Here is a 25,789-nt window from a genome sequence, read left to right as displayed (position 1 = left end):
GCGATCAGCAGTCGGTACCCTGGTAAACCGTGCATCCTGACGTAGCAACCGATCTCGAATCCCTCGACTCGACCCTGACGACCGTCGAGAAAGTCCTCGACGTCGAGGAGTTGCGCCGGAGGATCGACGAGCTCGAGATGCAGGCGTCCGACCCTGATCTGTGGAACGACCAAGACCACGCGCAGAAGGTGACGAGCGAACTCTCGCACGCCCAGGCGGAGCTGCGTCGCGTCACCGAGTTGCGGCAGCGACTCGACGACATGCCCGTCCACTACGAACTCGCGGAGTCCGAAGAGGGTGAGGCACGCACATCTGCGCTTGCCGACGCCGATGCCGAGCGCGAATCCCTGCGCAGCGACATCCAGGCCATGGAGGTCAAGACCATGCTCGCCGGCGAGTACGACTCGCGCGATGCCGTGGTCAACATCAGGTCGGGCGCGGGCGGCGTCGACGCCGCGGATTGGGCCCAGATGTTGATGCGCATGTACATCCGCTGGGCGGAGAAGCACGGCTACGGCGTCGAGGTCTACGACACCTCCTACGCGGAAGAAGCGGGTCTGAAGTCGGCGACGTTCGCGGTCAAGTCGCCCTACATGTACGGCACGCTGTCGGTGGAGCAGGGAACACACCGTTTGGTCCGCATCAGCCCGTTCGACAATCAGGGTCGTCGCCAGACCTCGTTCGCCGAGGTCGAGGTACTGCCCGTCGTCGAGACCACCGACCACATCGACGTCGACGAGAACGACGTGAAGGTCGACGTCTACCGGTCCTCGGGTCCCGGTGGTCAGTCAGTCAACACCACCGACTCCGCGGTTCGGTTGACCCACATCCCGACCGGCATCGTCGTGACCTGTCAGAACGAGAAGAGTCAGCTGCAGAACAAGGCGTCGGCGATGCGGGTGCTGCAGGCCAAGCTCCTCGCTCGCAAACAGCAGGAGGAGCGTGCCGAGCTCGACGCGCTGAAGGGCGACGGCGGATCGAGCTGGGGCAACCAGATGCGCTCCTACGTGCTGCACCCCTATCAGATGGTCAAGGATCTGCGGACCAACGTCGAAAACAACAACCCGACCACGGTTCTCGACGGCGACATCGACGAGTTCATCGAGGCCGGCATCCGCTGGCGGATGGCCGATGCCGATGCGTGAGGTCTTCGCGCAGGCAGGGTCGTCGGTGCTGGCGCGGGCCGACCTCACCACCCTCGCCTTCGCTCCCGGTGCGACGGAGTCGGTGATCGGGCGCTTCTATCGGTGGATGGCCACGAACGGCCTCGAGATCGTCATCTGGATCCTCGGCGGCATCCTCGTCGTTCGGTTCATCCGCTGGTCGGCGCAGAAGTTCAACGACCGCATCGAGGCCAGGTTCCACGACAGTGATCTGATCGTGCAGAGCGAGGACTCCAAACACCGTCGCGCGATGATCGATGTGGTGTCGTGGACGCTTGTCGTCGTCGTCGGCATCATCGTGTTCCTGCACATTCTCACCGTGTTCAAGGTTCCGTTGTCAGGCTTGGTCGGCCCGACTGCCGTGGTCGGTGCCGCGCTCGGTTTCGGCGCCCAGCGGGTGGTCCAAGACATCCTCGCGGGATTCTTCGTGGTCGCCGAACGGCAGTACGGATACGGCGACGTCGTGGCTTTGACCGTCACCGGCAATGGTGAGGCCGAGGGAACCGTCGAGGACGTGACGTTGCGCATCACTCGCCTGCGCACGTCCGAGGGCGAGGTCATCACCGTTCCCAATGGGCAGGTCATCAAGACCACAAACCGCTCGAAGGACTGGGCGAGGGCCGTTGTCGACGTTCCGGTTCCCGCCGACTCAGACATCGGAGTGGTCAACGATGTTCTCTCCGAGGTAGGCCAGCGGTTCTACAACGATCCGTACTGGCACGACCTGCTCCTCGACGCCCCGTCGCCGCTCGGCGTGACGAACCTCGAGCTCGATTCGATGACCGTCCGAATGGTGACCAGGACCCTTCCGGGTAAACAGTTCGAGGTCAGTCGCGCGCTGCGCGCATGGATTGTGCGTGCGCTTGCTCGCCGCGGTATCAACGTCGCTTCCGGTAAAGAGGTGCAGGCCGGGTCAGCGCCGCCGAGTGGTCATGCCGAGGCCGACGCACAAGCATCGTCGGGGGGTGACAAGTGATGGTTCATCGTCATGACGGCCCCGACCACGCCGCGAGTCGCTCCGACGACGCGGCCGCGAAGGCAGCGGCCGAGGCGGTCGTCGCCAAGATCGAGCAGGCAGAAGCCGCAGCCGACAAGCAGGAAGACGCCAAGGGCAACGGCGACGCGAAAAGCGACTTGGACGCAGATCGCACGGTGGCCCCGGGGCCGCGCTCGGACGAGATCGGCGATCCACACAGTCTGCGCCACCGACGCGACTGGCACCACATTCCGCACACCCGGGTCCGGACCAGTACGGCGATCGTGTCGGTGCTCTTCATCGTGTGCGTCATTGTCTACGGCTACACCTCGCAGCGATACGGAATCGTCGACGCTCCCGCCCCCCCGCCGACTCATCACCGCACCTCGGTCGAGACGACTCCGGAGACCACGTACTCGACGCCGTCTTCGTCGTATCCCTCGACGTCGGAGCCGTCGGGCATCTCGGGCGAGTCGGAGAATCCGAGCGAACAGCCCGGTCAGGGAGGTGCCGTTCCGGGCACCCAGAGTGGGCAACCGACCACGACCGGTGGCAACGGCTTCTCGGACTTCTTCAACAACCGGAACAACCAGCAGGAGACGACGGCAGTCCCGTCGCGCTGACCGGTCGGGTCGGCGCGCGGGTGCGCACCTGAACAGACCTCTCAGGCGTCACCGTTACACTCTGTTGTCGTGATCAAGCTGGAGAACGTGACGATGAAGTACAAGGCATCCAGCCGACCCGCCCTCACCGACCTCGATCTCGAGGTCGACAAGGGCGAGTTCGCGTTCCTCATCGGCCCCTCTGGTTCCGGCAAGTCGACGTTCTTCCGGCTGCTGCTCAAAGAGGATCGGCCGACGAAGGGTGAGGTGTACGTCGGCGACTTCCACGTGAACCGCCTTCGCGGACGCACGGTACCCAAGCTGCGGCAATCCATCGGATGTGTGTTCCAGGACTTCCGGTTGCTGCAGCAGAAGTCGGTGGCCGACAACGTGGCGTTCGCGCTCGAGGTGATCGGCAAGCAGCCGTCGACCATTCGCCGTGTGGTGCCGGAGGTCCTCGAGTACGTGGGTCTCGAGGGCAAGCAGGACCGTATGCCCTACGAGCTGTCGGGCGGTGAGATGCAGCGTGTCGCCATCGCGCGCGCGATCGTCAACCGGCCATTGGTCCTGCTCGCCGACGAGCCCACGGGCAACCTCGATCCGGAGACCAGCGAGGAGATCGTCGACGTGCTCGACCGCGTCAACCGGCGCGGAACAACCGTCGTCATGGCTACGCACGATCGGCACATCGTCGACGCGATGCGACGTCGGGTACTCGAGTTCGACAACGGCAGACTCGTCCGCAACGACGCACAGGGCGTGTACGGCATCGGCTGACCGTCGATTCGGGTGAGTGCGGTCGCCCGCCACCGCCCATGTCGACGCACCTCAGTCCGCGTACCACCAGCCCGCGTACTCCACAGACCAAAGGACGTGTAGCACCAGCATGCGAGCGAAGTTCATCATCAGCGAGGTCTTCAACGGTCTCCGCCGCAACGTCACGATGACGGTCGCGATGATCCTCACCACTGCCATCACTCTCGGCATGCTCGGTGGCGGATTGTTGGTCATCCAGATGGCGAACAAGAGTCAGAAGATCTTCCTCGACCGTGTCGAGATGCAGTTCTACATCAACGACGACGTCAGTGCGGCCGACCCGGATTGCCAGAAAGCACCGTGTTCGACGCTGCGCACCGACCTCGAGAACGAGCCGGGCGTCGGCTCGGTGACCTACGTCAGCAAGGCTGACGCGTACAAGGCGGCGAAAGCGGCGTTCGAGCAGAGCGCACCGGAGATCGCCGACATGATCTCGCCCGACGCCAACCCCGCGTCGCTCAAGGTTCGGATGAGTGATGCCAACCAGTTCGGCGCGGTGCTCGACAAATATGCCGACCGGAAGGATCTCGGCGTCGACGGCGTTCTAGATCAGCGAGAGTTGGTGAAACGTATCTTCAGCGTGCTCGACGGGGTGCGCAACGCGGCGTTCGCGGTGGCCGCGGTCCTTGCGGTGGCGGCGATCCTGTTGATCGTCAACACGGTTCAGGTTGCGGCGTTCACCCGCCGGACGGAAGTGTCGATCATGCGGTTGGTCGGTGCGACCCGCTGGTACACGCAGCTACCGTTCCTGTTGGAGGCCGTGTTCTCGGCCTTCATCGGTTCGCTGCTGGCGATCGGCGGCCTTTTCGCGGCGAAGGTGTTCTTCTTCGACAAGGCGTTGAACGACCTCTACGGCGTCAACATCCTGGCCAGGATCACCGCGGGCGACGTGCTGTTCGTGTCGCCGTGGCTGATCCTTGTCGGAATTGTGTTGGCAGGCGCGACGGCATATGTCACGCTGCGTGTCTATGTTCGTGAGTAGTTGCGGAGCGTAGCGAGGAGGCTCGGAGCGAGAGCTGGCCGACGATCAGAAGCGTCGGTAGCCGAGTGAGAATCGACGAGCGTAGCGAGGAGGCTCGGAGCGAGAGCTGGCCGACGATCAATTGCACAGAAAGGCATGAGTAATGGCGAAGGAGAAGGGGCGCAATGTGATTGCGTCGAACCGTAAGGCTCGCCATAACTACGCCATCCTGGACACCTACGAGGCCGGTGTCGCTCTGGTTGGGACCGAGGTCAAGAGTCTTCGGGAGGGCAAGGCGTCGTTGGTCGACGCATTCGCCACCATCGACGACGGCGAGGTGTGGCTGCGTGGCCTGAACATCGCCGAGTACGGTCGCGGTTCGTGGACAAACCACACACCGCTGCGTAAGCGCAAGCTGCTCATGCATCGGAGCGAGATCGACAATCTGATCGGCAAGATCCGCGACGGCAACCTGACCTTGGTGCCTTTGTCGCTCTATTTCAACGACGGCAAGGTCAAGGTCGAGTTGGCACTTGCTCGCGGTAAGCAGGCGCACGACAAACGCCACGACATTGCTCGACGCACCGCGCAGCGTGAGGTCGAACGCGAGCTGGGTCGTCGGGTCAAGGGCATGTGACCACGACGTCGTCGTATCGTCGAACACGTTTCTCGGTGGTTGCCGCCCTGGTGGCGGTGATCGCCGCGTTGGCGGCTGTCGCGTGTACGCCGCAGCAGGAGGGTCGGATCGGCGGTGATGGGCCCGCGATTCCCGGGCTTGCGGCGGTTCCCCCGATGGGGTGGAACAGTTGGAACACTTTCGGATGCGGGATCACCGAGCAGATCGTCCGTGCGCAGGCTGACGCGCTCGTGTCGTCGGGGCTGCGCGATGCCGGCTACAAGTATGTGATCGTCGACGACTGCTGGGCCGCGCCACAGCGCGACGCCTCGGGCAGGCTGCAGGCTGATCCGGTGCGATTCTCTTCCGGGATGGCCGCACTCGGTGTCTACCTTCATGAGCGGGGCCTGCTCTTCGGTATCTACTCCGGCGCGCGGGACAAGACCTGCACGCAGTATCAGGGCACGTATCCAGGGGCGACGGGCAGCGGTGGTCACGAGGTGATCGACGCTCAGACGTTCGCCGGGTGGGGCGTCGACTATCTCAAGTACGACTGGTGTTCGTCGAATACGTCCCACGACGATCAGGTCTCGTCGTTCACAGCGATGCGAAATGCGTTGCGCGACACAGGCCGTCGCATCGTGTTTGCGATCAATCCCAACAGTGGCGTCGCCGGATCGGTACCCGGTGCCCAATTCGATTGGGGCGGAACGGCAACGACGACCCGTGTGACCAACGACGTCACGCCCGCGTGGTCGACCGCAAATGGGCCGTCGGGGTATCAGGGCATCGTCAACATCGTCGACGCCGCCGGGCCGCTGACCGCGCGGGTGAAACCGGGGTCGTTCATCGACTCGGACATGCTCGTCGTCGGATCATCTGGTCTCACAGCGGCGGAGCAGCGTACGCAGATGTCGATGTGGTCGATGATGGCTGCGCCTCTCATCGCGGGCAACGACCTGACGAACATGTCGCAGGAGACGCTCGACATGTTGCGCAACGCGGCGATCATCGCGATCGACCAGGATTCGCGAGTCGTCGCAGGCGCGATGGTCGACGACGATCCCGAGGTGTGGTCGCGCGCGATCGGCGACAAGGGTCTGGTCATTTCGCTCACCAACCGTTCCGATCATGCTCGGACGCTGTCGGTGTCGTTGGGGAGCGTCGGACTCGTGGGTGATGCGTCGGTCACCGGTGTCGACGCGTGGACCGGGCGGTCGTTCACGGCGCAGCACGGTGAGTTGTCGGTGCCGGTAGGCGTGCACGACACGGCTGTCCTCGAGATTCGCTGAGTGCGACCGTCGCCGGGTCACGTCGACGACTCGGGGGTATCTCGGGACGGTCGTTTGCGTTGCGATCTAGTTTCGACTGACGATGAGCGGCGCGCCGAGTCTGGAAGGTTGCTGTGAGTGTGGGTAGACATGCCGGGTGATCATGAGAGGACTACCGCAGCCGGAACATCAGCCACAGGCGTCACAGTCGTCACGGATGCTGCGACCGTTGGAGGCGTCGAGGCGGTGTCGGCGCGGTGCGTCGATCGTCGCCACGTCGCTGGCCGTTGTCTTGGCGACCGTGGCAGCGGTGTTCACAGGTACCGCGGTCGCGGCTCCTGCGTCGGCGGCGGTGGTGCGTATCGACCGGGTCGACGACCAACTGTCGATCGTCTACGTGTACTCGCCGTCGATGGGCAAGGTGATCCCCAATCAGGTATTGCGACCGCGAGGCGAGGGCTCGGCGCCGGTCTTCTATCTGCTCAATGGACGGTCGGGCGGCGTCGAGGGTGATAGTTGGCTCAAGCAAACCGACCACCGATCGTTCTTCGCCGGCAAGAACGTGACAGTGGTGTCGCCGCTGGGTGGGCCGTACGCCTGGTATGCCGACTGGCAGCGGCCGGACCCCGCGCTCGGCGTCAACAAGTGGGAGACCTACCTGCTGCGGGAACTGCCAGGTGCCATCGCAGGCCCACTGCGCGCGAACGGCCGCAACGCGATCGCCGGTCTGTCCCTCTCCGGTGGTCCCGCGCTCGACATCGCCGGCCGGGGTGGATCGCTCTATCGCGCGGCGGCGTCGTACAGCGGTTGCCCTGCCATCAGTGCGCCGCCCGCGACCGCAGGCGTCTTCGCCACGACATCGATAGGCGGTGGCAACGCGCTGAACATGTTCGGACCTCCCGGATCGCCCGCGTGGGTCGATCACGATCCTTCGCGGAATCCTGCACGACTGCGGGGAAAGGCAATTTATCTGGGCGCGGCGTCGGGGTTGCCGGGACGAACCGACGGTGCTCCCCTCGGCGCACCGTCGTTGCTGGCCGGACCCGCCGAGGTGGAGATGGGGACACATTGGTGTACCGACCAGATGGCCGCCGCTCTCAATGGGGCGGGGATACCGCACACGTACCGTGTGTTCGATCAGGGCGCGCACACATGGTCGTTATTCGCCACTGAGATGCGTGACAGTTGGCGGGTCATCGGACCGGCGCTCGGCGCGTGACAGATGGGCGGCGCGCGGCAGTGATCAGGGCCGAACAGAAAAGGGAATGAACCGCGTGCCGTGGGTTGTTATAGTGGAGCTTCCGCCGGTTTCCGGTGGAACCATCTCGGGGCTGATCGGTTTCGACTACGTGCGTCGAGGTGGGGGAAGCGTGTCGGTGCAGGCCAGAGACCACCGTTAAGCGTCGCGGCAACCAATTAAGCGCCGATAAGAATCAGCGCGACTACGCACTCGCTGCCTGACAGCGACTGCGTGTCTGTTGGCCCGGGTTTTGCTCCCTTGCCCGGTGCCGGCATCATCTCAGGGAGCTCACTGTCCACTCTGGTCGCGGGAGTGAACGGGACATCTCACAGCGACTGGGATCGTCATCTCGGCTTGTTCGCGTGACCGAGAGATCCGAGTAGAGATATAGCGGACTGCACACGGAGAAGCCCTACCGAAGCGACGGAGGACCCGGGTTCAATTCCCGGCAGCTCCACGAAAGCCTCCCACCTGTTTACGCAGGTGGGAGGCTTTTTTGTGCGGTGCCGTCGCCGTACATGGTGAGCCAGAACGATCGAGCCATGGCCGAGGCGAACGCGCGGTCGTAGCCGTCGTCGGCGAGTTGCATGACGTCGGAGAAGCCTGCCTGCATACCCACCACGATGAATCGCGCCGTCTGATCGGGCTCGATGTCGGGGGACGCGATTCCAGCGGCCTGCTCGGTACGGATTCGTTCGGCGATATCGGCCGTGTAGTTCTGCAGGCCTCGTCGAAAGTTGTCGCCCAAGCGGGTGTCGGTGCTCGTCGTCTCCAGATACGCACGCCAGATCACGCGGTAGCGGCGGGCGGACGCGAAGAGTTCGACGATGACGTCGGCGAGCGCCTCCGGACGTGCCTGCGACGGTTCCTTCCAGTAGCGGTCCGCCGTCGCCACGAACTCGGCGAGCAGTGGAGTGGTGAGTTGCAGAATGAGCGCGGTCTTGTCGGGAAACCACTGATAGAACGTTGATCGGGAGACCTCGGCGACCTCGAGGATGCGTTCGACGGGGATGTCGGCGTAGTGCTCGCCGGTTTCCAGAATTGCCGATGTCGCATCGAGAATTCTGCTCTCCGACGTCGTTTTCCGCCTACCTGCCCTTGGCATGCGCACACGGTACCGCGTGGAACAGGTAGGCGATGCCCGGTGTGTGGCGCGCAACGGACTTCCGCGATAGCCGGTGAAAATCAGGTGTCTTCGGCGAGTGCACGACCGACGACGTCGAGCGCTGAACGCTGCCACAGTGAGACATGGTCGAGCATCGCGTGCCGCCCACCCGGCACCGAGACGAACGTGGCGTCGTAACCGGCGGCGCGCAGTTCGGCGATGCCTTCGGCGGTACGCCGTGGTGACGTGAGGGTGTCGGCGTCGCCATGGATGGCGCGCACGCGCACGCCTCGACGGATGTGGCGCCAGTCGCGATGCTGCCACCAGGGGGCCAGCGCGAGTATGTCGGTGACCCGTGGGTCGGCGCCGAGATGCGCCGCCACGCGCCCGCCCATCGAGTGTCCGATGAGGACGACGGGAACGTCGGGGTTGTCGCGAGTGATCGAATCGAGCGCTGCCCGCGCATACGGAAGGGGGCTTGCCTGACCGCCGTTCCACCCGTACACGCGGTAGCGCACCTGCCGCACGTCGACGGCGCTGCCGAACCTCGCCCGTATCGACCAGGTGAATGGGTACATCCTCAGCGCTGTTCCCTGGGTCGCTCGGAACGGGCGGTAGCTGTTGTCGGTGCCTCCGGGCAGGACGAGCACATTCAGTCGCGGGTTCATCGACTCCAGCATGACGCCGGTGGAACAGGGGACTGACGGCGGCGCCGTGTTTCGGGCACAATCTAGGACTATGGCTTCCCCACGTGCCGGCACTCCGGCTCAGCCCGAAGACCTCATCGACGTCGACGCCGTTGTCGGTGCCTATTACGACAAGGTGCCGGATCCGGACGATCCCGGGCAACGGGTCGTCTTCGGTACCTCGGGGCACAGGGGGTCGAGCCTCGACTCCGCATTCAACGAAGCGCACATCCTCGCGATCACCCAGGCGATCGTCGAGTACCGCGCAGGCGCGGGTATCACCGGCCCGTTGTTCATCGGATTCGATACTCACGCTCTGTCGGTTCCGGCGTGGAAGTCGGCACTTGAAGTACTGGTGGCCAACGGGGTGACCGTCTACACCGCCGAAGGCGATACCTACACGCCGACCCCCGCTGTCAGTCGCGCAATCCTCAGGTTCAACGCTGCCAATCCCGGCGTGCAATCAGACGGCATCGTCGTCACTCCATCACACAACCCACCGCGTGACGGCGGCTTCAAATACGATCCGCCGACAGGTGGCCCCGCCGATACGACGATCACATCGTGGGTCGCCAACCGTGCCAACGAATTGCTGACGGCGAAACTCGATGGGGTCAAACGCATTCCGTTCGAGAAAGCCCGACGCGACGAATTGGTACACGACTATTCGTTCGTCATGAATTACACCGACGGCCTGGCATCGGTCGTCGACCTCGAGGCGATCCGCAACGCGGGGATTCACATCGGCGCCGACCCACTCGGCGGTGCGTCGGTCGGCTATTGGGCCGCCATCGGGTTCCGGTACAACCTCGACAAGCTCACCGTCGTGAATCCGACTGTGGACCCGACGTTTTCGTTCATGACGCTCGACACGGACGGTCAGATCCGGATGGACTGTTCGTCGCCGGACGCGATGGCCTCGCTCATTGAGTCGCGTGATTCCTACGACATCGCCACGGGTAACGACACAGACGCCGACCGCCACGGCATCGTCACCCCCGACGGCGGGTTGATGAACCCCAATCACTATCTGGCAGTTGCGATCGACTACCTGTACACGCATCGGTCGAGCTGGTCGCCTGACGCCGCGGTCGGCAAGACTCTGGTGAGTTCGAGTCTCATCGACCGGGTCGTCGCGGGCATCGGCAGGAAGCTCATCGAGGTACCGGTGGGGTTCAAATGGTTCGTCGACGGCCTGCTCGACGGCAGCATCGCGTTCGGCGGCGAAGAGAGTGCAGGCGCGTCGTTTCTCACGTTCGACGGCGGTCCGTGGTCGACCGACAAGGACGGCATCATCATGGCGCTGCTGGCATCGGAGATCCTTGCGGTGACTGGTAAAACTCCGTCGGAGCGCTACCGCGAGCTGGCTGCGGAGTACGGCGAATCCGCTTACGCCAGAACGGATGCGCCCGCCACCCGCGAACAGAAGGCGGTGCTTGCGAATCTGTCTGCTGATCAGATCACTGCCACCGATCTCGCCGGTGACCCGATCACCGCGGTCATGACGAAAGCGCCGGGCAACAATGCGCCGATCGGCGGCGTGAAGGTCACCACCGCTGACGCCTGGTTTGCCGCGCGGCCGTCGGGTACCGAAGACAAGTACAAGATCTATGCCGAATCGTTCAAGGGCGTCGAGCACCTCGCGAGGGTGCAGGAGCAGGCGCAGGAGGTCGTCGACGCCGCCTTGTCGTGACTCGATGGTGCTTGTCATGACTCGACGGTGCTGTGGTGGATCACCGGTGCGTTAGGCTCGCCCGTGGTGCCACGCTGCTGACCGGTGTTGTGCACCCGCTCCGTAGGAGGCACGGCGACCACACGAAGGATGATCTGTGACTGACAGGCGCAAGCCACCCGCATCGACGTCGAAACACCAACCTCGCTCGACGTCGAGCACTTCGACGTATGTGTTGTTGGGAATCGCGGTTGTGGTGGTGATCGCTCTGGTCGTCGGCGGCGTGCTGTGGAACCGCAACCGCGACCACGGGGGAACGGCGAACGAGCAGGTCCTCAACTCCAACGCCGCGTTGATCATCGGAGCTGCCGACGCGAAGACGACGATCGATGTCTTCGAGGACTTCATGTGCCCGGTGTGCAAGCAGTTCGAGGAGCAGTCGGGTCAGGCGATTGTGAGCGCCGTCGATGCGGGCAGGCTTCGAGTTCGCTACCACATGTTGAACTTCCTCAATCGTCAGTCGGCGTCAGGCAGCTACTCGAGTCGTGCGGCCGGCGCCCTGCAATGTGTTGGCGCAGGGGAGAATAAAGAGGTCTTCTTCAAGTTCCACACCGCGCTGTTCGCAGATCAGCCGAAGGAAGGTGGCGACTCCGATAAGTCGAACTCCGACCTGGCGAAGGTCGCGGCCGAGCAGGGCGCCAACGCGGTGACGCAGAAATGCATCGCCGATGGGGCCAAGGTCGCCGAGGGGGAGAAGGCGGCAGAGGAGTCAGAGAATCAACTGGCCAAGGCCACAGGGGGACAGGTCGCCACACCGACGGTGCTCTCCGGCGGCGTGCCTGTGGACGGGATTCTCAACGGCACCGGATGGCTCGACTCGCTGCTCGGCAAGGCAAGTGAATAGTCGTTCTCGGTAGTCGCTGGAACGGTCGTGGATCTCACAGACTCAGATCTCACGGACCTAGATCTCACACACGTAGATCTCAAACACGTTGCGACGACGCGACGCGAGAGCACAAAGGCCCGAAATCGCCCGATCGCTGTCGTTTTGGTGGCACCCTTGGTATCACTTGTTGTCAGGGGGCCTGTGACCGAGGCGGTGACGTTCAGCGATGACCGGACCAGACGACAGTCGGGACGACACACACTCTGACCGATCCGACGAGTCGACGACCCCGTCGGACTCGACGCTGCTCGACGGCTACTACGTCCGGCGCATCTTCTGGGCTCTGGTGGGCATCGCGGTCCTCTCTCTGGGATCGGCGGTGCTGCGCGTCGGCCAGGTTGGCGTCGACCCGTACACCGCGGCGAACATCGGCATCAGCAACACGCTTGGGATCGACCTCCGTACCTACCAGTTGATCAGCAACGCAGTTCTTTTCATTCCTATGCTGCTGTGGGGTCGCCAGTACATCGGAATCGGATCGATCATGAACATGTTCTGGTCGGCTACTTCGTGCAGTGGTTCAGCACGTGGCTCGATCCGTACTTTTCCGACAATCCCGCGGCATGGCAGAAGATGGTCATGTTCGCCATTGGAATCACTTTCTTCTGTTACGGCGCATCGCTGTATATGACTTCGGCACTTGGTAATTCGCCCTACGACGCGGTTGCGCCGATCATCGTCGACCACTCGAAAATGCCGTATCGGGCAGTGCGAACATGTCAAGACTTGGTCTTTGTCGTGCTCGCAGTGATCTTCCACGGCACGATCGGTGCGGGCACTGTGGTCACCGCATTCTTTACCGGACCGCTGATCGAGACCTTCACCGAGAAGGTGAACAAACCGTTGATGCGCAAGGACCTTACGGCCGCCAGTGCGAAAAAATCACGCGTGGTGATGGGACGGTCACACTTCTGACGTCGGGCATCCACACCCCACCGTTACGGATGCACGCTTCGGTGTAAATGCGGGGCCGACGGTTCCGTCCGTGGGGGGGACGAGTCGTACAACTGTGAAATGGAAGGCAGGGCATGACCGAATATGTCGTAGCGATCAGTTTCCCGGAGAACTCAACGACCTACGAGGTGTACAACACCATCACCAACTCCGGCTCATCGGTCGGGCTGGTCTCCGCGGCCATCGTGCAGCGTGACGACGCGGGTCATCTGACGATCACCGAGGGCGGCGACGTGAAGTCCGGCGACGCCACGGTCGGTGGCTCCTTGATCGGGATGCTGATCGGCGTGCTCGGTGGGCCCTTGGTGTTCTGCTCGGATTTGGCCTCGGTGCCGCAGGCGGCGCGCTGGTCGACGCCAGCCGTTCTGACGACCTCGACGACGCGATCACGGAGTTCGGCAAGACCGTTCGCCCCGGCGGTAATGCCATCCTCGCGCAGACCGACGAGGCCGACACCGCAGCGCTCGACGCTCTGGTGACCAAGTACGACGGTGCCATCGTGCGTCGCCCGCTCGACGAGGTTCTCTCCGAGCTCGAGGCTCAGCAGGATGCCGCTGAGGCCGCAGCCGAGGCCGCTCGTAAGAAGCTCCACGACGAGAAGAAGGCCGAGAAGAAGGAAAAGCACGAAGAGCGCGTCGAAAAGCTGAAGGCGAAGTTCTCCTGAGCTGACACTTCTACTGCTTGAACGAGACCCCTTCGACGACGCGTCGAAGGGGTCTCGTTCTATGCGTGACCAGTGCAGGTCAGCGAATGTTGTTGCGGCAGTGAGGAATACCTCGGGACCGCGATGCCGGCGTTCTGACTCGTGGCAATCCGACGGAAGCTTTCAAGCGTTTGAGGAGTCCTCGATCAACTGATCGGCAGACTCGATGTTGCGATTCACGTTGTCGCACAAGCGAACTCAGTGTTCATAACGCGTGTTGCGGTGACTATCCACAGTCCGATCGTGTGTTCGAGAATTTCCTCGACGTTGTCTGAATTGTCGGGTAGTGTAGAACACATATTCGATACGACGCGGGGCGGGGGTGGCGGCACGTGAACAGCAACGGTGGAAACGAGGGCGCGCCTTCGGCTTTGGCTGCTGCTGTGGTGGGGTCGGCGGATGCGGTGGTGGCGGAGAAACTGTCGCGTTTGGCTGTGGTGTTGGATGAGTTGGCGACGGTGGATGTGTCGTTGGTGTCTGATGACGTGCTGGTGGAAGCCACGATTGAGGCCGAACGGCTGGCGTTGCGGACGGCGGGTGCGGTGACGGATCGTTTGATCGTGGAAGCCTCTGACCGGGATCTGCCCCACTCGTTGGGTTTCCGCGATATTCGCAACTTCATGGGACAGCGTCTGCATAGTGGTGACCCGGCCGCCCGGTATCGGGTGATCGCGGCGACCGGCTCGTTCACCACGATCTGCGGTGACCGCCTGGCGCCCGCGTGTCCGACGTTGGCCGGCTACGTCGCCGACGGTCGGGTCGCCGGCGCGCATGTGCGGGCGGTGGTGGAGGTGTTGGAAGCGATCCCTGGTGAGGTGTCGGCTCAGACGAAAGCTGCCGCCGAAGCACAGCTGGCCGGCTAGGCTCGGCGACGTCGACCCACCCGGAGGCGTCGACCCACCCTTGGCCGACACCGCCTGACCGCTGTGTCACCTGACCGGCGCGTCACCTGACCGACGTGCCAACCCGGCCGACACACAAGCCCGACGAACCGGGCGAACCGTCGAATCCGGTTGTGCCGCAACCCGTCTGCATCCCGCCACCACACCATGGTGGCGGGGCAGACGTGGTTGGACACACGTGGTTGGGGCGACGGTGAAACGTCGGACCAATGTTCAGATCTCAGCGGGCAGCGGAAGATTTACGACGCCCGACCACGTGGTCGGTAGCTGTGCGGAGTCTTTGAACTGCTTCGCGAAGTGCATCGGGTTGTAGGGTTGCGAAGCTGAGTCGCGCGCTGTCGCCGAGGTCGGCATCGACGGCGAATGCCGAACCCGGAACGTACGCCACGCCGTACGACAGTGCGACACTCAGGAGTTCGCTGGTGTCGACCCCGCGCAGTCGCACCCAGCAGAACATTCCGCCGGTGGGTGAGGTGTACTCGACCAAGTTGCCGAGCTCGGCGTCGAGAGCAGAAGTCAAGGCGTGTGCGCGGAGGGAGTATGCCGAAGCGATTGTGTCGATGTGGGCATCGAACCACTCTGTGTCCGCGAGCAAGTCGGCCACCATGAGTTGGTTGAGTGTCGATCCGCACAGGTCCGCAGACTGTTTCAGTCGTTCCACGAGCGCCACCACTGCTGGCGGCGCGTTCATCCAGCCAACTCGCAGTGCCGGTGCCAATGTCTTCGACGCAGAGCCCAGTCGGATGGTCCGTTCGCCGGGGATCGGGCTTGTTGGCGCGCCGTCGAACGCAAGGCGTCCGTATGGATCGTCCTCGACGATCCAGAATCCGTAAGTCTCGGCCAAATCGGCGAGACTGGTGCGGGTCTCGGTGCTCGCGGTTACTCCCGAGGGATTGTGGAAATTGCTCACCGTGTGCACGATTCGCGGCCGGACGCCGCGTTCGAGGAGCCTCGACAGTTCTCCGACGTTCGTGCCGTTCCTCGTGATCGGCAGGGCCACGATCTCGGCGCGCACGCATTGGAATGCCTGTAAGGCACCGACGTACACGGGATCGTCGACGACAACGACGTCGCCCGGGTCCACCAGAGCCAGAGCAAGCAACGACAACGCCTGCTGAGATCCGTGCGTCAGCAGGATTCGGTCTGGATCGACGTCTTCGATGCTCGCAACCACATCGCGGCAGAGCGATACTCCGCGGCTGGTCGTGTATTGCAGCGCATCGGGCCGGCCGATCGTTCGTGCAGCGGCGTCGGCGATCCGGTCGCTCGGCATGAGGTCGGTGGCGGGAAGGCCGCCCGCGAGGCTCAGCACTTCGGGTTGCTCGGTGACGGCGAGGAGGTCGCGGATCGCCGACCCTCGAATGCCTCGCAGCGCTGCTGATTCGATCGGGACTGTGGGAGTTGTCGAGGAAGGCGGCATCGCGCATCACTCCTGTTCTCGGGGACTGAACGGCGGGGGTGATGCGGATGGTCACCGTAAAGGCGGTGCTTCGGGTGGAGCGCCCGCCATGAGGCTAGCTGATTGGTATCACTATTCGATACTTGGTTCCCATATAATGGGACAGACCGGGGCGCCGAGTGTTGGTGGCATATGAGATCGAGTGTCTAACGATAACGACAATCGTTTACAATAGCTCCATGAAGGTACGTAACTCGGTTCGCTCATTGAAGAACAAGCCCGGCGCCCAGGTGGTGCGGCGTCGCGGGCGCATCTTTGTCATCAACAAGAAGGACCCTCGATACAAGGGCCGTCAGGGCTGAGGCCGTCGGCCAGCTCCCGGTGATTCACCCCTCCGTGCAGAGGGCCGTCCGTCCTCGTACAGGCGGCGGTCGTCGATACGAGGCTTGGCTCGCATAAGGAGTCAGTACCTGCCGGAGATCACTCGAGCTCTCGCGGAATTAGGCCCGAAAACAGTAAAGGTGAACACCTTTCGGCCCCATCGTTCGATCACGCCACGGACACGCCGTGACGAAACGTTCTATCCCGAGTACATCCACAAGATCTGTGCACGCCAGCACGCCAGCACGCCAGCACGCCAGCACGCCAGCACGCCAGCACGCCAGCACGGCGATCGGCCGCCCGTGGTGCCCGATGGAGCAGTGAATTTCGCGTTCATCGGTCAGTTCTCCGAGAGCCAGAGCCGAGACTGCATCTTCACGACGGAGTACTCGGTCCGCACACCGATGGAGGCCGTCTACACGTTGCTCGACCTCGAGCGCGGCGTGCCGGAGGTCTACGGATCGACCTACGACGCCCGGGAGTTGCTCAACGCGACTTCACGCCTAAGGGACGGCGAAGAGGTCCACCTACCCGGACCGCACCTGCTCGGAGAGAAGTTGTACAGCAAGTTCCAGGAGAACGAAGTCGGCAAGCTGATCTCGGACTACAAGCTGATCGAAAAGCCCTGATCCGTGTCTTGTCCAGCTAGCGCGGGTCTGAACTGGAAGACCCTCTCCGATGAGGTCGGAGAGAGTCTTTCTCGGTGGAGCTAAGGGGACTCGAACCCCTGACCCCCACACTGCCAGTGCGATTCGCAGTGTCTGTGCGGGTTTGGCTGCGGTCGGTTCAATCGGTGCTGACCTGTGCAGATGACGCTTTCGGTTCGGTTCCGTATCCGCCCGGTCGTGCGGTTCTTGGCACACTGTCGTCACACTGCGGGGGTCTGGTGTTTCGCTCGGAGTCGACGTACTCGGGGCCGCGCGACGATCGACGGGTGGATGAGCGACTACCTGCTGGGCTGCGTGCCGTCGTGTTCGACGTCGGTGAGACGTTGGTCGACGAGTCGCGCATGTGGGCCGAGCGCGCACTCGACGCAGGGACGACGCCGTTCGCGCTGATGGGTGTGCTCGGTGCATTGACCGAACGCGACGAGGACCATCGGCAGGTCTGGCAGCGGCTCGGGGTGGCCGCGCCTGCGTCGACGCCGCCCATCACGTCCGTCGACCTGTATCCCGACGCCGTCGGCTGTCTGCGGGCGGCGCGGGCCGCTGGGTTCGTCGTCGGTATTGCGGGCAACCAGCCGACGGGGGCGGTCGCCGGTCTGCGCTCTCTCGGTTTCGGTGCCGACCTCGTCGCGTCGTCTGCCGGGTGGCGGGTGGCGAAGCCGTCGCCGGAGTTCTTCGAGCGGGTGGTGCAGGCAGCGGGTGTCGAGGCGGGCGAGGTGTTGTACGTCGGTGATCGGCTCGACAACGACGTGCTGCCTGCGAACGGTGCGGGTCTGCGGACGGCGTTCCTGCGGCGCGGTCCGTGGGGTCACATTCACGGGAGCAGGCCGCAGGCGAGCGTCGCCGATGTGCGGCTGGACTCGCTCGACGAACTGGGCGAGCAGTTGGCCCGGTACGGGCGAGCGTGACTCGACGCCGGGGGTTCGGATCGCCACTGCCGACGCCTGCTGAGGCGGTCGAGGCGTACCGGGCTGGGCAGACAGCGCGGGTCGGGTCGGCGAATCCGTTCGCAGGCCGGCAACGCTCACCTCGCGTTGATGCGGCAACTTGCGCACGAGGTTCTGGCGACGGTGAGCTATTTTGAGTGGCCGGTGCAGGATTCGCCGATCGTGCCGTGGACGACCCGCTACCCGACCAAGGCGAACGCGACGATGACGCGGAACGTCAATGAGTGAGGCCCGTCTAAAGAGCGATGGCGCATTCTCGGCACACTGCGGGGATTCGGTACGACGAAGGGCAGGCCAGAAATAGTGTCTGACCTGCCCTTTGTGTTGTGGAGCTAAGGGGACTCGAACCCCTGACCCCCACACTGCCAGTGTGGTGCGCTACCAGCTGCGCCATAGCCCCGTATTCGTGAATGCGCGCCCGGTGAAATCCGTCCCAAGCGCAAAGGCGAAACTACACCATGCGCGTATCCGGAACCAAATTCGGTCGTCACCCGTCGAACTCGACACGCATTGCAGTGTGGCCGTGGCGCTCCCGATACGCGCCGCTTACGTCGCGCCCCAGCTGTCAGATGAGTAGGTCACCCAGCTCACGCCGTCGAAGCGAAACACACGCCGATCGCCACCCCGACCCGACAAGTAGGGCGTCTACGCAGCCATTGGCCGTATAGACGCCCTACTTGTACGTGTCCATCAATGCGGCGCGACAGTTGATACGACGCGCCGCGCGACGTCAGTGTGCTGCTTCGAATGCCTCGAGCACATTCAACGGGATGCGACCGCGGTCGCTGACCTCAAAGCCGTTCTTTGTTGCCCACGCGCGGATTGCCTGCGTCTGCTCTTTACTTCGGGCGCCACCTGCGTTGTGCGCCACACGCTTGGGGCTGCGTGAACCGCTTGCGCGAGAAACCGAAATGTATTTCGCGAGTCCGTCGCGGAACTGCTGGGCGTGCTTCGACGAAGTGTCGAACTCGTAGCTCTTGCCGTCGAGACTCCAGCGGACGGTTTCGTACTCGTCGAGTACTCTCCCGTCGACGTCGTCGATGACCTGGACGATTTCCTTCTTTGCCATTTTCCCCTCCGGGTTGTGCTGTGGACTTGTGGACGCAGCGGAGAGCTTGTCGCTGCGATGTACTGCTGTTCTTGTGAGTGCGCTCAGGGCCTACCCTCGTCGACGCCTGCATCGACACTCATCGAACTTGGACGGTATATACATTCTTTATACACCGTTTCTTCGAATATTCGGCATCTGTAATCGTGGTGACGGCGTGCACATGAGTGGTCGGGGAGGTTTAAGCATTGAAATGCGGTTCGCGTCACTACTGAGCATTGCTGATCAAGCAATGCCTTCTTCAATTGGTCGGAGATGTGGGTGTGTCGTCGCGAGGCTGGTCGGGTCCGGTTGTCGTGGCTGTATCGGAATCGATTCCAGTCGGGTTCGAAAGAGACCCAGGAGCCTTGTCGGCGGCATTGAGTGGGGCGAAACCCTTTGTGCTGAGCGAGAATCCGGATTGCGAGTCAGATTGCAGGCAGAAGATTCCAGGGGTGTCGATCAAGCACGAGAATCTGCCGACTGAAATGGTTGTTCCGTAGTCGACGATTGCGCTGCGATACAAAACCGGATGCTCATTGTCGCAACCGCCTTGTTGCGCACGTTCGGCCGTCAGCACAACCAAATCCTCAGCCCATGCACAGGAACGCGGCGTACGTGCCGGGCGTGGCGCAGACGACTGGCCGTCATTCGCTCGGCAGGTCAGAGCGCGACGGGAAGCGTCGACGTTGATCTCTGTGGAGCAACTCACAGCTCTGTCCGGGGTGGTGAAGTGAAACCCCGACGTCTCGATGACAGGGCCACGTGGGGCCGTCGAACCCTGGTGATATCGCGAATTGTCGGCGCGTGGTGCGGTGGCTATAGCGCGGCCGATTGTCCCGCTCGGCAGAAACGTTGCCGTACGGCTTTGCGTGGCGATCGTCGTCGAGGAGCTCGGATAATCCGATTCGGTCGACAAGTTGTCGGTTGGAGGTAGCACGATCGACGAGGGTGTGGTGCTGGTGTTCAACCCGCACGAGGTGATCGCAACACCGAGCACCGCAGCCGCAGCGAATGCGGGAACCGCCAGAAAACGCGCGCGGCGCCGACCGTACCCTTGCACTGTGTCGACCCCCAAGATCGTGTTGTTCTATGTCTTCACGCCGCTTCCGGATCCCGAAGCGATACGCCTGTGGCAAGTAGCCGTGTGCGAATCGCTCAATCTTCGCGGAAGGATCATTGTGTCCCCGCACGGTATCAATGCGACAGTCGGCGGCGAACTGGGCAGCGTCAAACGCTACGTCAGAAGACTGCGTGAATACCCTGCATTCCGAGATGTCGACATCAAATGGTCGGAAGGTGTCGGAGACGACTTCCCTAAGTTGGTCGTTCGGGTCCGCCCGGAAATCGTCACATTCGGTGCGCCCGATGAACTCGATGTCGACGCGAATGGCGTCGTCGGAGGTGGCGAACGACTCGATCCGGAGGGCGTCCACCGCCTCGTTGCCGAACGCGGCGACGACGTCGTCTTCTTCGACGGGCGCAATCAGATCGAGGCGCAGATCGGGCGTTTCGCCGGCGCGGTCGTACCCGATGTCGAGACCACGCGTGACTTCGTACCGCTCCTCGACAGCGGCGCATTCGACCACCTCAAGGATCGCCCGGTCGTCACCTACTGCACGGGCGGTGTGCGTTGCGAGGTGCTCTCGATGCTCATGCGTAAGCGCGGCTTCTCGGAGGTCTATCAACTCGACGGCGGCATCGTCCGCTACGGCGAGCAGTATGGCGACCGCGGCCTCTGGGAGGGCTCGCTGTACGTCTTCGACAAGCGGATGACCGTCGACTTCTCCGACGACGCCGCCGTGGTCGGCAGGTGCAGCGAGTGCGGTCGACCGACGAGCAACGTCGACAACTATCCAGATCGGCTGGGACGCGAGCTGGCGGTGATCTGCACCGACTGCTTCGACGGACTTGCCGACTCGCCCGCATGACCCCGGAGCCGGTGCCCGTAGTCGTTCTCGCGGGCTTTCTCGGTGCGGGTAAGACGACCGTGCTCAATCACCTCCTCCGCGCAGGCGGAGCCGGACAGGCCGCTGATGGGGGAGCTGTGGATGGGGGAGTCGCGGACAGGGCGCGGCTCGGCGTCCTCGTCAACGACTTCGGGGCCATCAACATCGACGCACTGCTCGTGGCCGGTCAGGCCGACGGAGCGGTCACGCTGTCCAACGGCTGCATGTGCTGCTCGGTCGACCGCGACGGACTCGACGCCGCGCTGGTGGCGCTTGCCCGACCGGAAGCCGGACTCGACGCGATCGTGATCGAAGCGAGTGGCATCGCCGAACCGAAGACGCTCGTCCGCCTCGTCGCGGGACTCGACGACCCGACGATGCGCTACGGCGGACTCGTATACGTGATCGACGCCGCGGGTTTTGCCGAACTACGCGTGCGGCACCCCGACGTCGACTCGCACATCGCGATCGCTGATCTCGTCGTCGTGAACAAGCGTGACCTCGTCGACGCTGCGGCGCTCTCGGAGCTGGTCGCCACGGTCCGCGAGGTGAATCCGTCCGCGCCCGTCGTCGCCGTGGCCGAAGGGCGGGTCGATCCGGCGTTGCTGTTCGATCGGCTCGCGCGCGCTGTCGAAGACGTCACGACGCCGCGTCAGCTCACACTCGACGAACTGCTGATCCCCGACGCCGAACACCCCGAGCACGCAGAAGCTCACGGGGAGCCTGCAGGGCACGGGGTGCACGCGCACTTGCACGACACCTACCAGTCCGTCGAACTCGACACCGCCGACGCCGTCGATCCGCGACGTCTCGCAGCATTGCTTCGTGAGCCGCCCACCGGGTGCTATCGCATCAAGGGTGTGGTCCGGTTCGATCTGCCGGGGTATCCCGAGCGCTACGTCGTCCACGGTGTCGGCGGTTTTGTTCGCATCACGCGCGACGGCTGGTCGGGGGAGGAGCCAAGAACCAGGATCGTCGCGATCGGATCGGGCATGGATCGCACCGACGCGCGGGAGGCTCTCGCGGGCGTGCTGGCGACAGCCGAAACGGCCGACGACGAGTACGGCATTCTGCACATCACTCGTCACCTGCCGGACACGCACTGACCGCATCCCACTGATCGGTGAGCGCGTCCCGCCGATTGCAGTGACATCACAGCTGCCTAACGAATCTCATCGTCCCAGGTCACCGATTTCCACATTGCGCAGTCGGCTGCTTAGCTGTTAAAGCTGTGACTGTTGTGACCAGTGTTGCGTCTTGGAAGGAGTGGGGTTCGCCCGGCAGAAGCCGAGCGTGCCCGAAACCGTGATGACCCAGAAACGACACCTGCGGACCCGTGTGTCTGCTGTTGCCGCCGCGCTCGCGTTTGCGGCCACCGCATCCGTCACCGTCACGACGGGGGCGGGTACCGCGATGGCTGCACCCGCCGCACCGTCGGCGACCGGCAACTCCCTTGCAGGTAAGACGGTTTTTCTCGATCCAGGACATCAGGGCGGCTCTGCCGGCCACAGCCTGTCGGCGCAGGTGCCCGACGGCCGCGGCGGCAAGAAGGACTGCCAGACCACCGGCGCCACCGGAGTCAACGGGGCCGCCGAGCACACCGTGAACTGGCAGATCTCGCAACTGGTGAAAGCCGGTCTGGAAAGCCAGGGTGCACGAGTCGTGCTGAGCAGGCCCGACGACACAGGGTGGGGCGGATGCGTCGACGAACGCGCGGCCGCCGCGAGCCGGTCAGGGGCGGCGGTCGCTGTCAGCCTGCACGCCGATTCGACGACTGCGGGCGCTGACGCTGCGAAAAAGGGCTTTCACATGATCGTGCCCGCGCTTCCGCTTCCCGACGCCAAGGCGAACGCGGTGCAGGGTGGGCAGGGGCGCAAGGCGTCGGACATCATGCGCGACGCGTTCGTGAAGGCGGGCTTCCCGCCTGCGAACTACGCGGGCGTCAACAATGGCATCCAGACGAGGTCTGACATCGCCGCGGTGAATCTCACGACGGTGCCTGCGGTGTTCATCGAGATGGGCAACTTGTCGAACCCGAGCGAAGCGGCAGCACTGGCGGGTCACGACGGACAGTTGAAGTACGCGATGGCGATCACCAACGGAATCCTCAACTATGCGCACCCGGGCGCTGCTTCGCCTTCGGTTGACACTCTCAACAAGCCGCCGGCGACCCCGCAGTCGAGCGCTCCGAGCTCCGATGGCGGTCTGTCGCTGGTGATTCCGTTCGTTCAACAGTTGCTGAAGTCCGGTGACCCGAAAGAGATCACCCAGCTGTTGCTGTCCGAAGGGCCTGACGTGTCGGCGCAGGTGCTCAACGCGATGCTCGACGTGATTTACGGGTTGTTCGACGGCAAACTACCCATCGGGTGAGTGTGGGTACAGGCGTTCACTGATCGGCCGGTCCGCACTCGCGTCCGGTGAACCTGCCGCTACTGTTGGAAACCATGGGTATCCATGATCTCGTCATGAAGACGCCGGTGCCGTCGTTGCGCGGTCGCAAGGTGCTGATCACCGGTGCGGCGAGCGGAATCGGCCGGGCAACGGCAGCGGCGGCGGCGGCGCAGGGCGCCGAGCTGGTGTTGACCGATCTGCACGCCGAGACACTCGACGAGGTGGTCGCCGAGATAACCGCTTCCGGTGGTGTCGTGCTCTTCCACCTCGCGGGCGACGTTTCCGACTACGACTGGGTGTCGGCGTTCGCGCGCCAGGTCGACGCCGAGGTCGGCGTGATGGACGTGGTGATGAACATCGCTGGTATCTCCGTGTGGGGAACCGTCGAGAATCTGCAGCACAAGCACTGGCGGTCGATGGTCGACGTCAACCTCATGGGTCCGATTCACATCATCGAATCCTTTGTGCCACAGATGGTTCGACGAGGTGAGGGTGGGCACCTGGTGAACGTCTCGTCGGCGGCGGGGCTACTCGCGCTGCCGTGGCACGCCGCCTACAGCGCGAGCAAATTCGGAATCCGCGGTGTCTCCGAGGTGTTGAGGTTCGACCTTCGCCGACACGGCATCGGTGTCTCGTTGGTGTGTCCGGGTGCCGTCGCCACGCCGCTCGTCAACACGGTGAGCATTGTCGGGGTCGACCGCGATGATCCGCGAGTTGCCAAGGCCATCAGTCACTTTCACCGCATCTCAGTCAGTCCGGAATCCGCTGCGGCCAAGATTCTCGCAGGTGTACGGAAGAACAAGTTCATGGTCTACACCTCCTTCGATACCCGTTTCGGGTACTGGTGGGCGCGCAAGTTCGCGCTGCCGTACGAGATCGTCATGCGCATCGCCAACAACCAGTTCGATCACCTCGCGCGCGTTGCAGGTACGACACTCGAGACGCGGTCAGCGGAGAACGCGAGCACTCGGGGACGACAGCGGACTACGGGTGAGTAACCCCTTCATCAAAACCGCTGCGGCGGGCGATGATCCAGACTTCTTCGCGGCCGAAGCGGCGTCGTTGCGATGGCTGGCGACAGGGGGAGCGCGGGTAGTCGGCGTGATCTCGGTGTCCGCGAACGACATCGAACTCGAACGACTGGCCACCACACGCCCGACCGTCGCCGCGGCCGAGGACCTCGGCCACATGCTTGCCCGCACGCACGACGCCGGCGCGGCCCAATTCGGTTCTCCACCAGATGGTTACGATGGCAGGCAATTCATCGGGAAGCTGCCCCTGCCCACCGTCGAGCTTGACCGCTGGGGTGAGTTCTACGCCTCGGCGCGCGTGCTGCCTTTCCTCGAGGCGGGAATCGCCGCGGGCAACGTCACGCAGCGTGACGCGGAGTCGACCCGACAAGCCTGCGATCTCATCGCCGCCGGAACGTTCGACGACGGTGCTTCGCCTGCGCGCCTGCACGGTGACCTATGGGGTGGAAACGTGGTGTGGACGCCAGATGGTGCGGTCCTCATTGATCCCGCTGCGCATGGCGGGCACCGCGAGACCGACCTCGCGATGCTCGCGCTGTTCGGCTGCCCGCATCTCGACAGCGTCGTCGAATCGTATGAGCGGACACATCAACTCACCGACGGATGGCGGCAACGAATTCCGCTGCACCAGATGCATCCGCTCGCGGTGCATTCGGTGCGACACGGACCCGGATACGGTGTGGCGCTTGGCGATGCGGCCCGCGCGACCTTGGCGCTCGCGGAAGGGTACCGATGAATTCGACACCGACTGACCACGACTTCGATCCCTCGATCCTCATCGTCTCGGCTACCCAGGCCGAGGCGAGGTACGTGCCGTCCGGTGCGCGACTGCTCGTCACGGGAATCGGCAAGATGCGCGCGACCGCCGCCTTGACCCGCGCCTTGGCCGACCCGTCGGCGCCGTCGACGAGGCTCGTCGTCAACATCGGTACAGCGGGAGCGCTGCACGATCACCACGCTGGATTGTTCCTGCCGTCGGTGGTCGTCGAGCACGACATCAGCGCGACCGAACTACGTGCCATGGGTTACCCGATCGTCGATCGGTGGGTGGTTCCCGACGGCGACGGCTCGGTGCTCGCCTCGGGCGACACCTTCGTCGCTGACCCGGTACGTCGCGCGAGTCTGGCACGGCAGGCAGACCTCGTGGATATGGAGGGCTGTGCCGTCACATACGTCGCTGCCGCGTTCGACGTGCGGTGCCAATTGGTCAAAGTGGTCAGCGACGGTGCCGACGAGCAGGCGATGGACTGGCCGTCGCTGGTCGACGGCGCGGCCCGGCTACTCGGCGACTGGCTTGCCGACGGAACTCTTTGACGCTCAGCACTC

At 63.7% G+C, this 25,789-nt stretch carries 25 protein-coding genes, 1 tRNA gene, 1 other RNA gene and 2 pseudogenes; 24 read left to right on the top strand and 5 right to left on the bottom strand.

Going from position 1 to position 25,789, the window contains the following annotated elements; translation table 11 throughout:
* Positions 1-29 precede the first annotated feature (29 nt).
* The 9 genes from prfB to ssrA all read left to right on the top strand — a co-directional run bounded on the left by prfB (position 30) and on the right by ssrA (position 8,105).
* Positions 30-1,145: a peptide chain release factor 2 gene (gene prfB / locus A5766_RS09880; RefSeq protein WP_005203591.1), complete on the top strand. Its 1,116-nt coding sequence runs from the start codon at positions 30-32 to the stop codon at positions 1,143-1,145.
* Positions 1,138-2,139: a mechanosensitive ion channel family protein gene (locus A5766_RS09875; protein WP_064904557.1), complete on the top strand. Its 1,002-nt coding sequence runs from the start codon at positions 1,138-1,140 to the stop codon at positions 2,137-2,139. The genes prfB and A5766_RS09875 overlap by 8 nt, the downstream gene beginning before the upstream one ends.
* Entirely contained in the window at positions 2,139-2,762 is a 624-nt protein-coding gene (locus A5766_RS09870) for a hypothetical protein (RefSeq protein WP_064904531.1), read from the top strand. The genes A5766_RS09875 and A5766_RS09870 overlap by 1 nt, the downstream gene beginning before the upstream one ends.
* A 69-nt stretch (positions 2,763-2,831) precedes the next feature.
* Positions 2,832-3,518 carry a cell division ATP-binding protein FtsE gene (ftsE, locus tag A5766_RS09865; RefSeq protein ID WP_064862384.1) on the top strand — a complete coding sequence of 229 codons (687 nt, stop codon included), beginning with the start codon at positions 2,832-2,834 and terminating at the stop codon, positions 3,516-3,518.
* A gap of 109 nt (positions 3,519-3,627) precedes the next feature.
* The gene (gene ftsX / locus A5766_RS09860; RefSeq protein ID WP_064904529.1) at positions 3,628-4,539 is read left to right on the top strand and encodes a permease-like cell division protein FtsX; all 912 of its coding nucleotides are present in this window, start codon (positions 3,628-3,630) and stop codon (positions 4,537-4,539) included.
* Positions 4,540-4,681: 142 nt separating this feature from the next.
* Complete coding sequence (gene smpB, locus A5766_RS09855) at positions 4,682-5,155, top strand: SsrA-binding protein SmpB (protein WP_064862382.1); 474 nt, start codon at positions 4,682-4,684, stop codon at positions 5,153-5,155.
* Positions 5,156-5,205: 50 nt separating this feature from the next.
* Positions 5,206-6,426: a glycoside hydrolase family 27 protein gene (locus A5766_RS09850; protein WP_197501403.1), complete on the top strand. Its 1,221-nt coding sequence runs from the start codon at positions 5,206-5,208 to the stop codon at positions 6,424-6,426.
* 196 nt (positions 6,427-6,622) lie between these two features.
* Complete coding sequence (locus A5766_RS09845) at positions 6,623-7,624, top strand: alpha/beta hydrolase (RefSeq protein ID WP_064862380.1); 1,002 nt, start codon at positions 6,623-6,625, stop codon at positions 7,622-7,624.
* A 108-nt stretch (positions 7,625-7,732) separates the two neighbouring features.
* Positions 7,733-8,105: a transfer-messenger RNA gene (ssrA, locus tag A5766_RS09840) on the top strand.
* A gap of 15 nt (positions 8,106-8,120) precedes the next feature.
* Here ssrA and A5766_RS09835 read toward each other — a convergent pair.
* Both A5766_RS09835 and A5766_RS09830 read right to left on the bottom strand, forming a co-directional pair.
* Positions 8,121-8,750 (bottom strand): TetR/AcrR family transcriptional regulator, encoded by a 630-nt coding sequence (locus A5766_RS09835; protein ID WP_064904526.1) that lies wholly within the window; start codon positions 8,748-8,750, stop codon positions 8,121-8,123.
* 80 nt (positions 8,751-8,830) lie between these two features.
* Positions 8,831-9,418: an alpha/beta hydrolase gene (locus tag A5766_RS09830; RefSeq protein WP_064862126.1), complete on the bottom strand. Its 588-nt coding sequence runs from the start codon at positions 9,416-9,418 to the stop codon at positions 8,831-8,833.
* Positions 9,419-9,488: 70 nt separating this feature from the next.
* Between A5766_RS09830 and pgm the strand changes: the two genes are divergently transcribed.
* The 6 genes and pseudogenes from pgm to A5766_RS09805 form a co-directional block, all read left to right on the top strand.
* Complete coding sequence (gene pgm, locus A5766_RS09825; protein ID WP_064862121.1) at positions 9,489-11,129, top strand: phosphoglucomutase (alpha-D-glucose-1,6-bisphosphate-dependent); 1,641 nt, start codon at positions 9,489-9,491, stop codon at positions 11,127-11,129.
* 136 nt (positions 11,130-11,265) lie between these two features.
* Positions 11,266-12,012 carry a DsbA family protein gene (locus A5766_RS09820; protein WP_064862122.1) on the top strand — a complete coding sequence of 249 codons (747 nt, stop codon included), beginning with the start codon at positions 11,266-11,268 and terminating at the stop codon, positions 12,010-12,012.
* 552 nt (positions 12,013-12,564) lie between these two features.
* Positions 12,565-12,969, top strand: a complete 405-nt coding sequence (locus tag A5766_RS24995; protein WP_231894605.1) for a YczE/YyaS/YitT family protein — start codon at positions 12,565-12,567, stop codon at positions 12,967-12,969.
* Between the two features lie 113 nt (positions 12,970-13,082).
* Positions 13,083-13,487, top strand: coding sequence for a hypothetical protein (locus A5766_RS25440; RefSeq protein ID WP_331710578.1), 405 nt, complete (start codon positions 13,083-13,085; stop codon positions 13,485-13,487).
* On the top strand, positions 13,484-13,672 hold the full coding sequence (locus A5766_RS24985) for a hypothetical protein (RefSeq protein ID WP_231894604.1): 189 nt from the start codon (positions 13,484-13,486) through the stop codon (positions 13,670-13,672). The genes A5766_RS25440 and A5766_RS24985 overlap by 4 nt, the downstream gene beginning before the upstream one ends.
* A 371-nt stretch (positions 13,673-14,043) precedes the next feature.
* A pseudogene (locus tag A5766_RS09805) lies at positions 14,044-14,571 on the top strand (DUF222 domain-containing protein); the annotation flags it as partial.
* Between the two features lie 262 nt (positions 14,572-14,833).
* Here A5766_RS09805 and A5766_RS09800 read toward each other — a convergent pair.
* Positions 14,834-16,033 carry an aminotransferase-like domain-containing protein gene (locus A5766_RS09800; RefSeq protein ID WP_064862124.1) on the bottom strand — a complete coding sequence of 400 codons (1,200 nt, stop codon included), beginning with the start codon at positions 16,031-16,033 and terminating at the stop codon, positions 14,834-14,836.
* A 218-nt stretch (positions 16,034-16,251) separates the two neighbouring features.
* Between A5766_RS09800 and ykgO the strand changes: the two genes are divergently transcribed.
* From ykgO to A5766_RS09785, 3 genes and pseudogenes are all read left to right on the top strand, one after another.
* Entirely contained in the window at positions 16,252-16,374 is a 123-nt protein-coding gene (gene ykgO / locus A5766_RS09795) for a type B 50S ribosomal protein L36 (RefSeq protein ID WP_039856405.1), read from the top strand.
* 297 nt (positions 16,375-16,671) lie between these two features.
* A pseudogene (locus A5766_RS09790) lies at positions 16,672-17,022 on the top strand (oleate hydratase); the annotation flags it as partial.
* Positions 17,023-17,327: 305 nt separating this feature from the next.
* Entirely contained in the window at positions 17,328-17,966 is a 639-nt protein-coding gene (locus tag A5766_RS09785; RefSeq protein WP_064904555.1) for an HAD family hydrolase, read from the top strand.
* A gap of 366 nt (positions 17,967-18,332) precedes the next feature.
* On the opposite strand, the gene A5766_RS09780 is transcribed toward A5766_RS09785, so the two are convergent.
* Both A5766_RS09780 and A5766_RS09775 read right to left on the bottom strand, forming a co-directional pair.
* Positions 18,333-18,405: transfer RNA gene (locus A5766_RS09780), tRNA-Ala, on the bottom strand.
* 330 nt (positions 18,406-18,735) lie between these two features.
* Positions 18,736-19,074: a histone-like nucleoid-structuring protein Lsr2 gene (locus A5766_RS09775; RefSeq protein ID WP_005207697.1), complete on the bottom strand. Its 339-nt coding sequence runs from the start codon at positions 19,072-19,074 to the stop codon at positions 18,736-18,738.
* Positions 19,075-20,156: 1,082 nt separating this feature from the next.
* Between A5766_RS09775 and trhO the strand changes: the two genes are divergently transcribed.
* From trhO to A5766_RS09740, 6 genes are all read left to right on the top strand, one after another.
* Positions 20,157-21,023 carry an oxygen-dependent tRNA uridine(34) hydroxylase TrhO gene (gene trhO, locus A5766_RS09765; RefSeq protein ID WP_064864345.1) on the top strand — a complete coding sequence of 289 codons (867 nt, stop codon included), beginning with the start codon at positions 20,157-20,159 and terminating at the stop codon, positions 21,021-21,023.
* Entirely contained in the window at positions 21,020-22,147 is a 1,128-nt protein-coding gene (locus A5766_RS09760) for a CobW family GTP-binding protein (RefSeq protein WP_064864343.1), read from the top strand. Before trhO ends, A5766_RS09760 begins: the two co-directional genes overlap by 4 nt.
* A gap of 202 nt (positions 22,148-22,349) precedes the next feature.
* A complete protein-coding gene (locus tag A5766_RS09755) occupies positions 22,350-23,411 on the top strand; it encodes an N-acetylmuramoyl-L-alanine amidase (RefSeq protein ID WP_064864362.1) in 1,062 nt (353 codons plus the stop codon).
* A gap of 74 nt (positions 23,412-23,485) precedes the next feature.
* Positions 23,486-24,430 carry an SDR family oxidoreductase gene (locus A5766_RS09750; RefSeq protein WP_064864359.1) on the top strand — a complete coding sequence of 315 codons (945 nt, stop codon included), beginning with the start codon at positions 23,486-23,488 and terminating at the stop codon, positions 24,428-24,430.
* Positions 24,423-25,199 (top strand): fructosamine kinase family protein, encoded by a 777-nt coding sequence (locus A5766_RS09745; protein ID WP_064864340.1) that lies wholly within the window; start codon positions 24,423-24,425, stop codon positions 25,197-25,199. The genes A5766_RS09750 and A5766_RS09745 overlap by 8 nt, the downstream gene beginning before the upstream one ends.
* Positions 25,196-25,777: a nucleosidase gene (locus A5766_RS09740; protein WP_064864338.1), complete on the top strand. Its 582-nt coding sequence runs from the start codon at positions 25,196-25,198 to the stop codon at positions 25,775-25,777. The genes A5766_RS09745 and A5766_RS09740 overlap by 4 nt, the downstream gene beginning before the upstream one ends.
* Positions 25,778-25,789: the final 12 nt, after the last annotated feature.

This window comes from Gordonia sp. 852002-51296_SCH5728562-b (genome assembly GCF_001665475.1).
GTDB lineage: Bacteria > Actinomycetota > Actinomycetes > Mycobacteriales > Mycobacteriaceae > Gordonia > Gordonia sputi.
The sequence above is the reverse complement of the archived record's forward strand: the minus strand, read 5'-3'. Positions and strand labels throughout refer to the sequence as shown.

Excerpts from the sequence above, each read along its gene's own strand:
- A5766_RS09875 (WP_064904557.1), top strand. The coding sequence starts at position 1,138 with ATGCGTGAGGTCTTCGCGCAGGCAGGGTCGTCGGTGCTGGCGCGGGCC.
- A5766_RS09870 (WP_064904531.1), top strand. The coding sequence starts at position 2,139 with ATGGTTCATCGTCATGACGGCCCCGACCACGCCGCGAGTCGCTCCGAC.
- ftsX (WP_064904529.1), top strand. The coding sequence starts at position 3,628 with ATGCGAGCGAAGTTCATCATCAGCGAGGTCTTCAACGGTCTCCGCCGC.
- smpB (WP_064862382.1), top strand. The coding sequence starts at position 4,682 with ATGGCGAAGGAGAAGGGGCGCAATGTGATTGCGTCGAACCGTAAGGCT.
- A5766_RS09845 (WP_064862380.1), top strand. The coding sequence starts at position 6,623 with ATGCTGCGACCGTTGGAGGCGTCGAGGCGGTGTCGGCGCGGTGCGTCG.
- A5766_RS09835 (WP_064904526.1), bottom strand. The coding sequence starts at position 8,750 with ATGCCAAGGGCAGGTAGGCGGAAAACGACGTCGGAGAGCAGAATTCTC.
- A5766_RS09830 (WP_064862126.1), bottom strand. The coding sequence starts at position 9,418 with ATGAACCCGCGACTGAATGTGCTCGTCCTGCCCGGAGGCACCGACAAC.
- pgm (WP_064862121.1), top strand. The coding sequence starts at position 9,489 with ATGGCTTCCCCACGTGCCGGCACTCCGGCTCAGCCCGAAGACCTCATC.
- A5766_RS25440 (WP_331710578.1), top strand. The coding sequence starts at position 13,083 with ATGACCGAATATGTCGTAGCGATCAGTTTCCCGGAGAACTCAACGACC.
- A5766_RS09800 (WP_064862124.1), bottom strand. The coding sequence starts at position 16,033 with ATGCCGCCTTCCTCGACAACTCCCACAGTCCCGATCGAATCAGCAGCG.
- ykgO (WP_039856405.1), top strand. The coding sequence starts at position 16,252 with ATGAAGGTACGTAACTCGGTTCGCTCATTGAAGAACAAGCCCGGCGCC.
- A5766_RS09775 (WP_005207697.1), bottom strand. The coding sequence starts at position 19,074 with ATGGCAAAGAAGGAAATCGTCCAGGTCATCGACGACGTCGACGGGAGA.
- A5766_RS09760 (WP_064864343.1), top strand. The coding sequence starts at position 21,020 with ATGACCCCGGAGCCGGTGCCCGTAGTCGTTCTCGCGGGCTTTCTCGGT.
- A5766_RS09755 (WP_064864362.1), top strand. The coding sequence starts at position 22,350 with ATGACCCAGAAACGACACCTGCGGACCCGTGTGTCTGCTGTTGCCGCC.
- A5766_RS09750 (WP_064864359.1), top strand. The coding sequence starts at position 23,486 with ATGGGTATCCATGATCTCGTCATGAAGACGCCGGTGCCGTCGTTGCGC.
- A5766_RS09740 (WP_064864338.1), top strand. The coding sequence starts at position 25,196 with ATGAATTCGACACCGACTGACCACGACTTCGATCCCTCGATCCTCATC.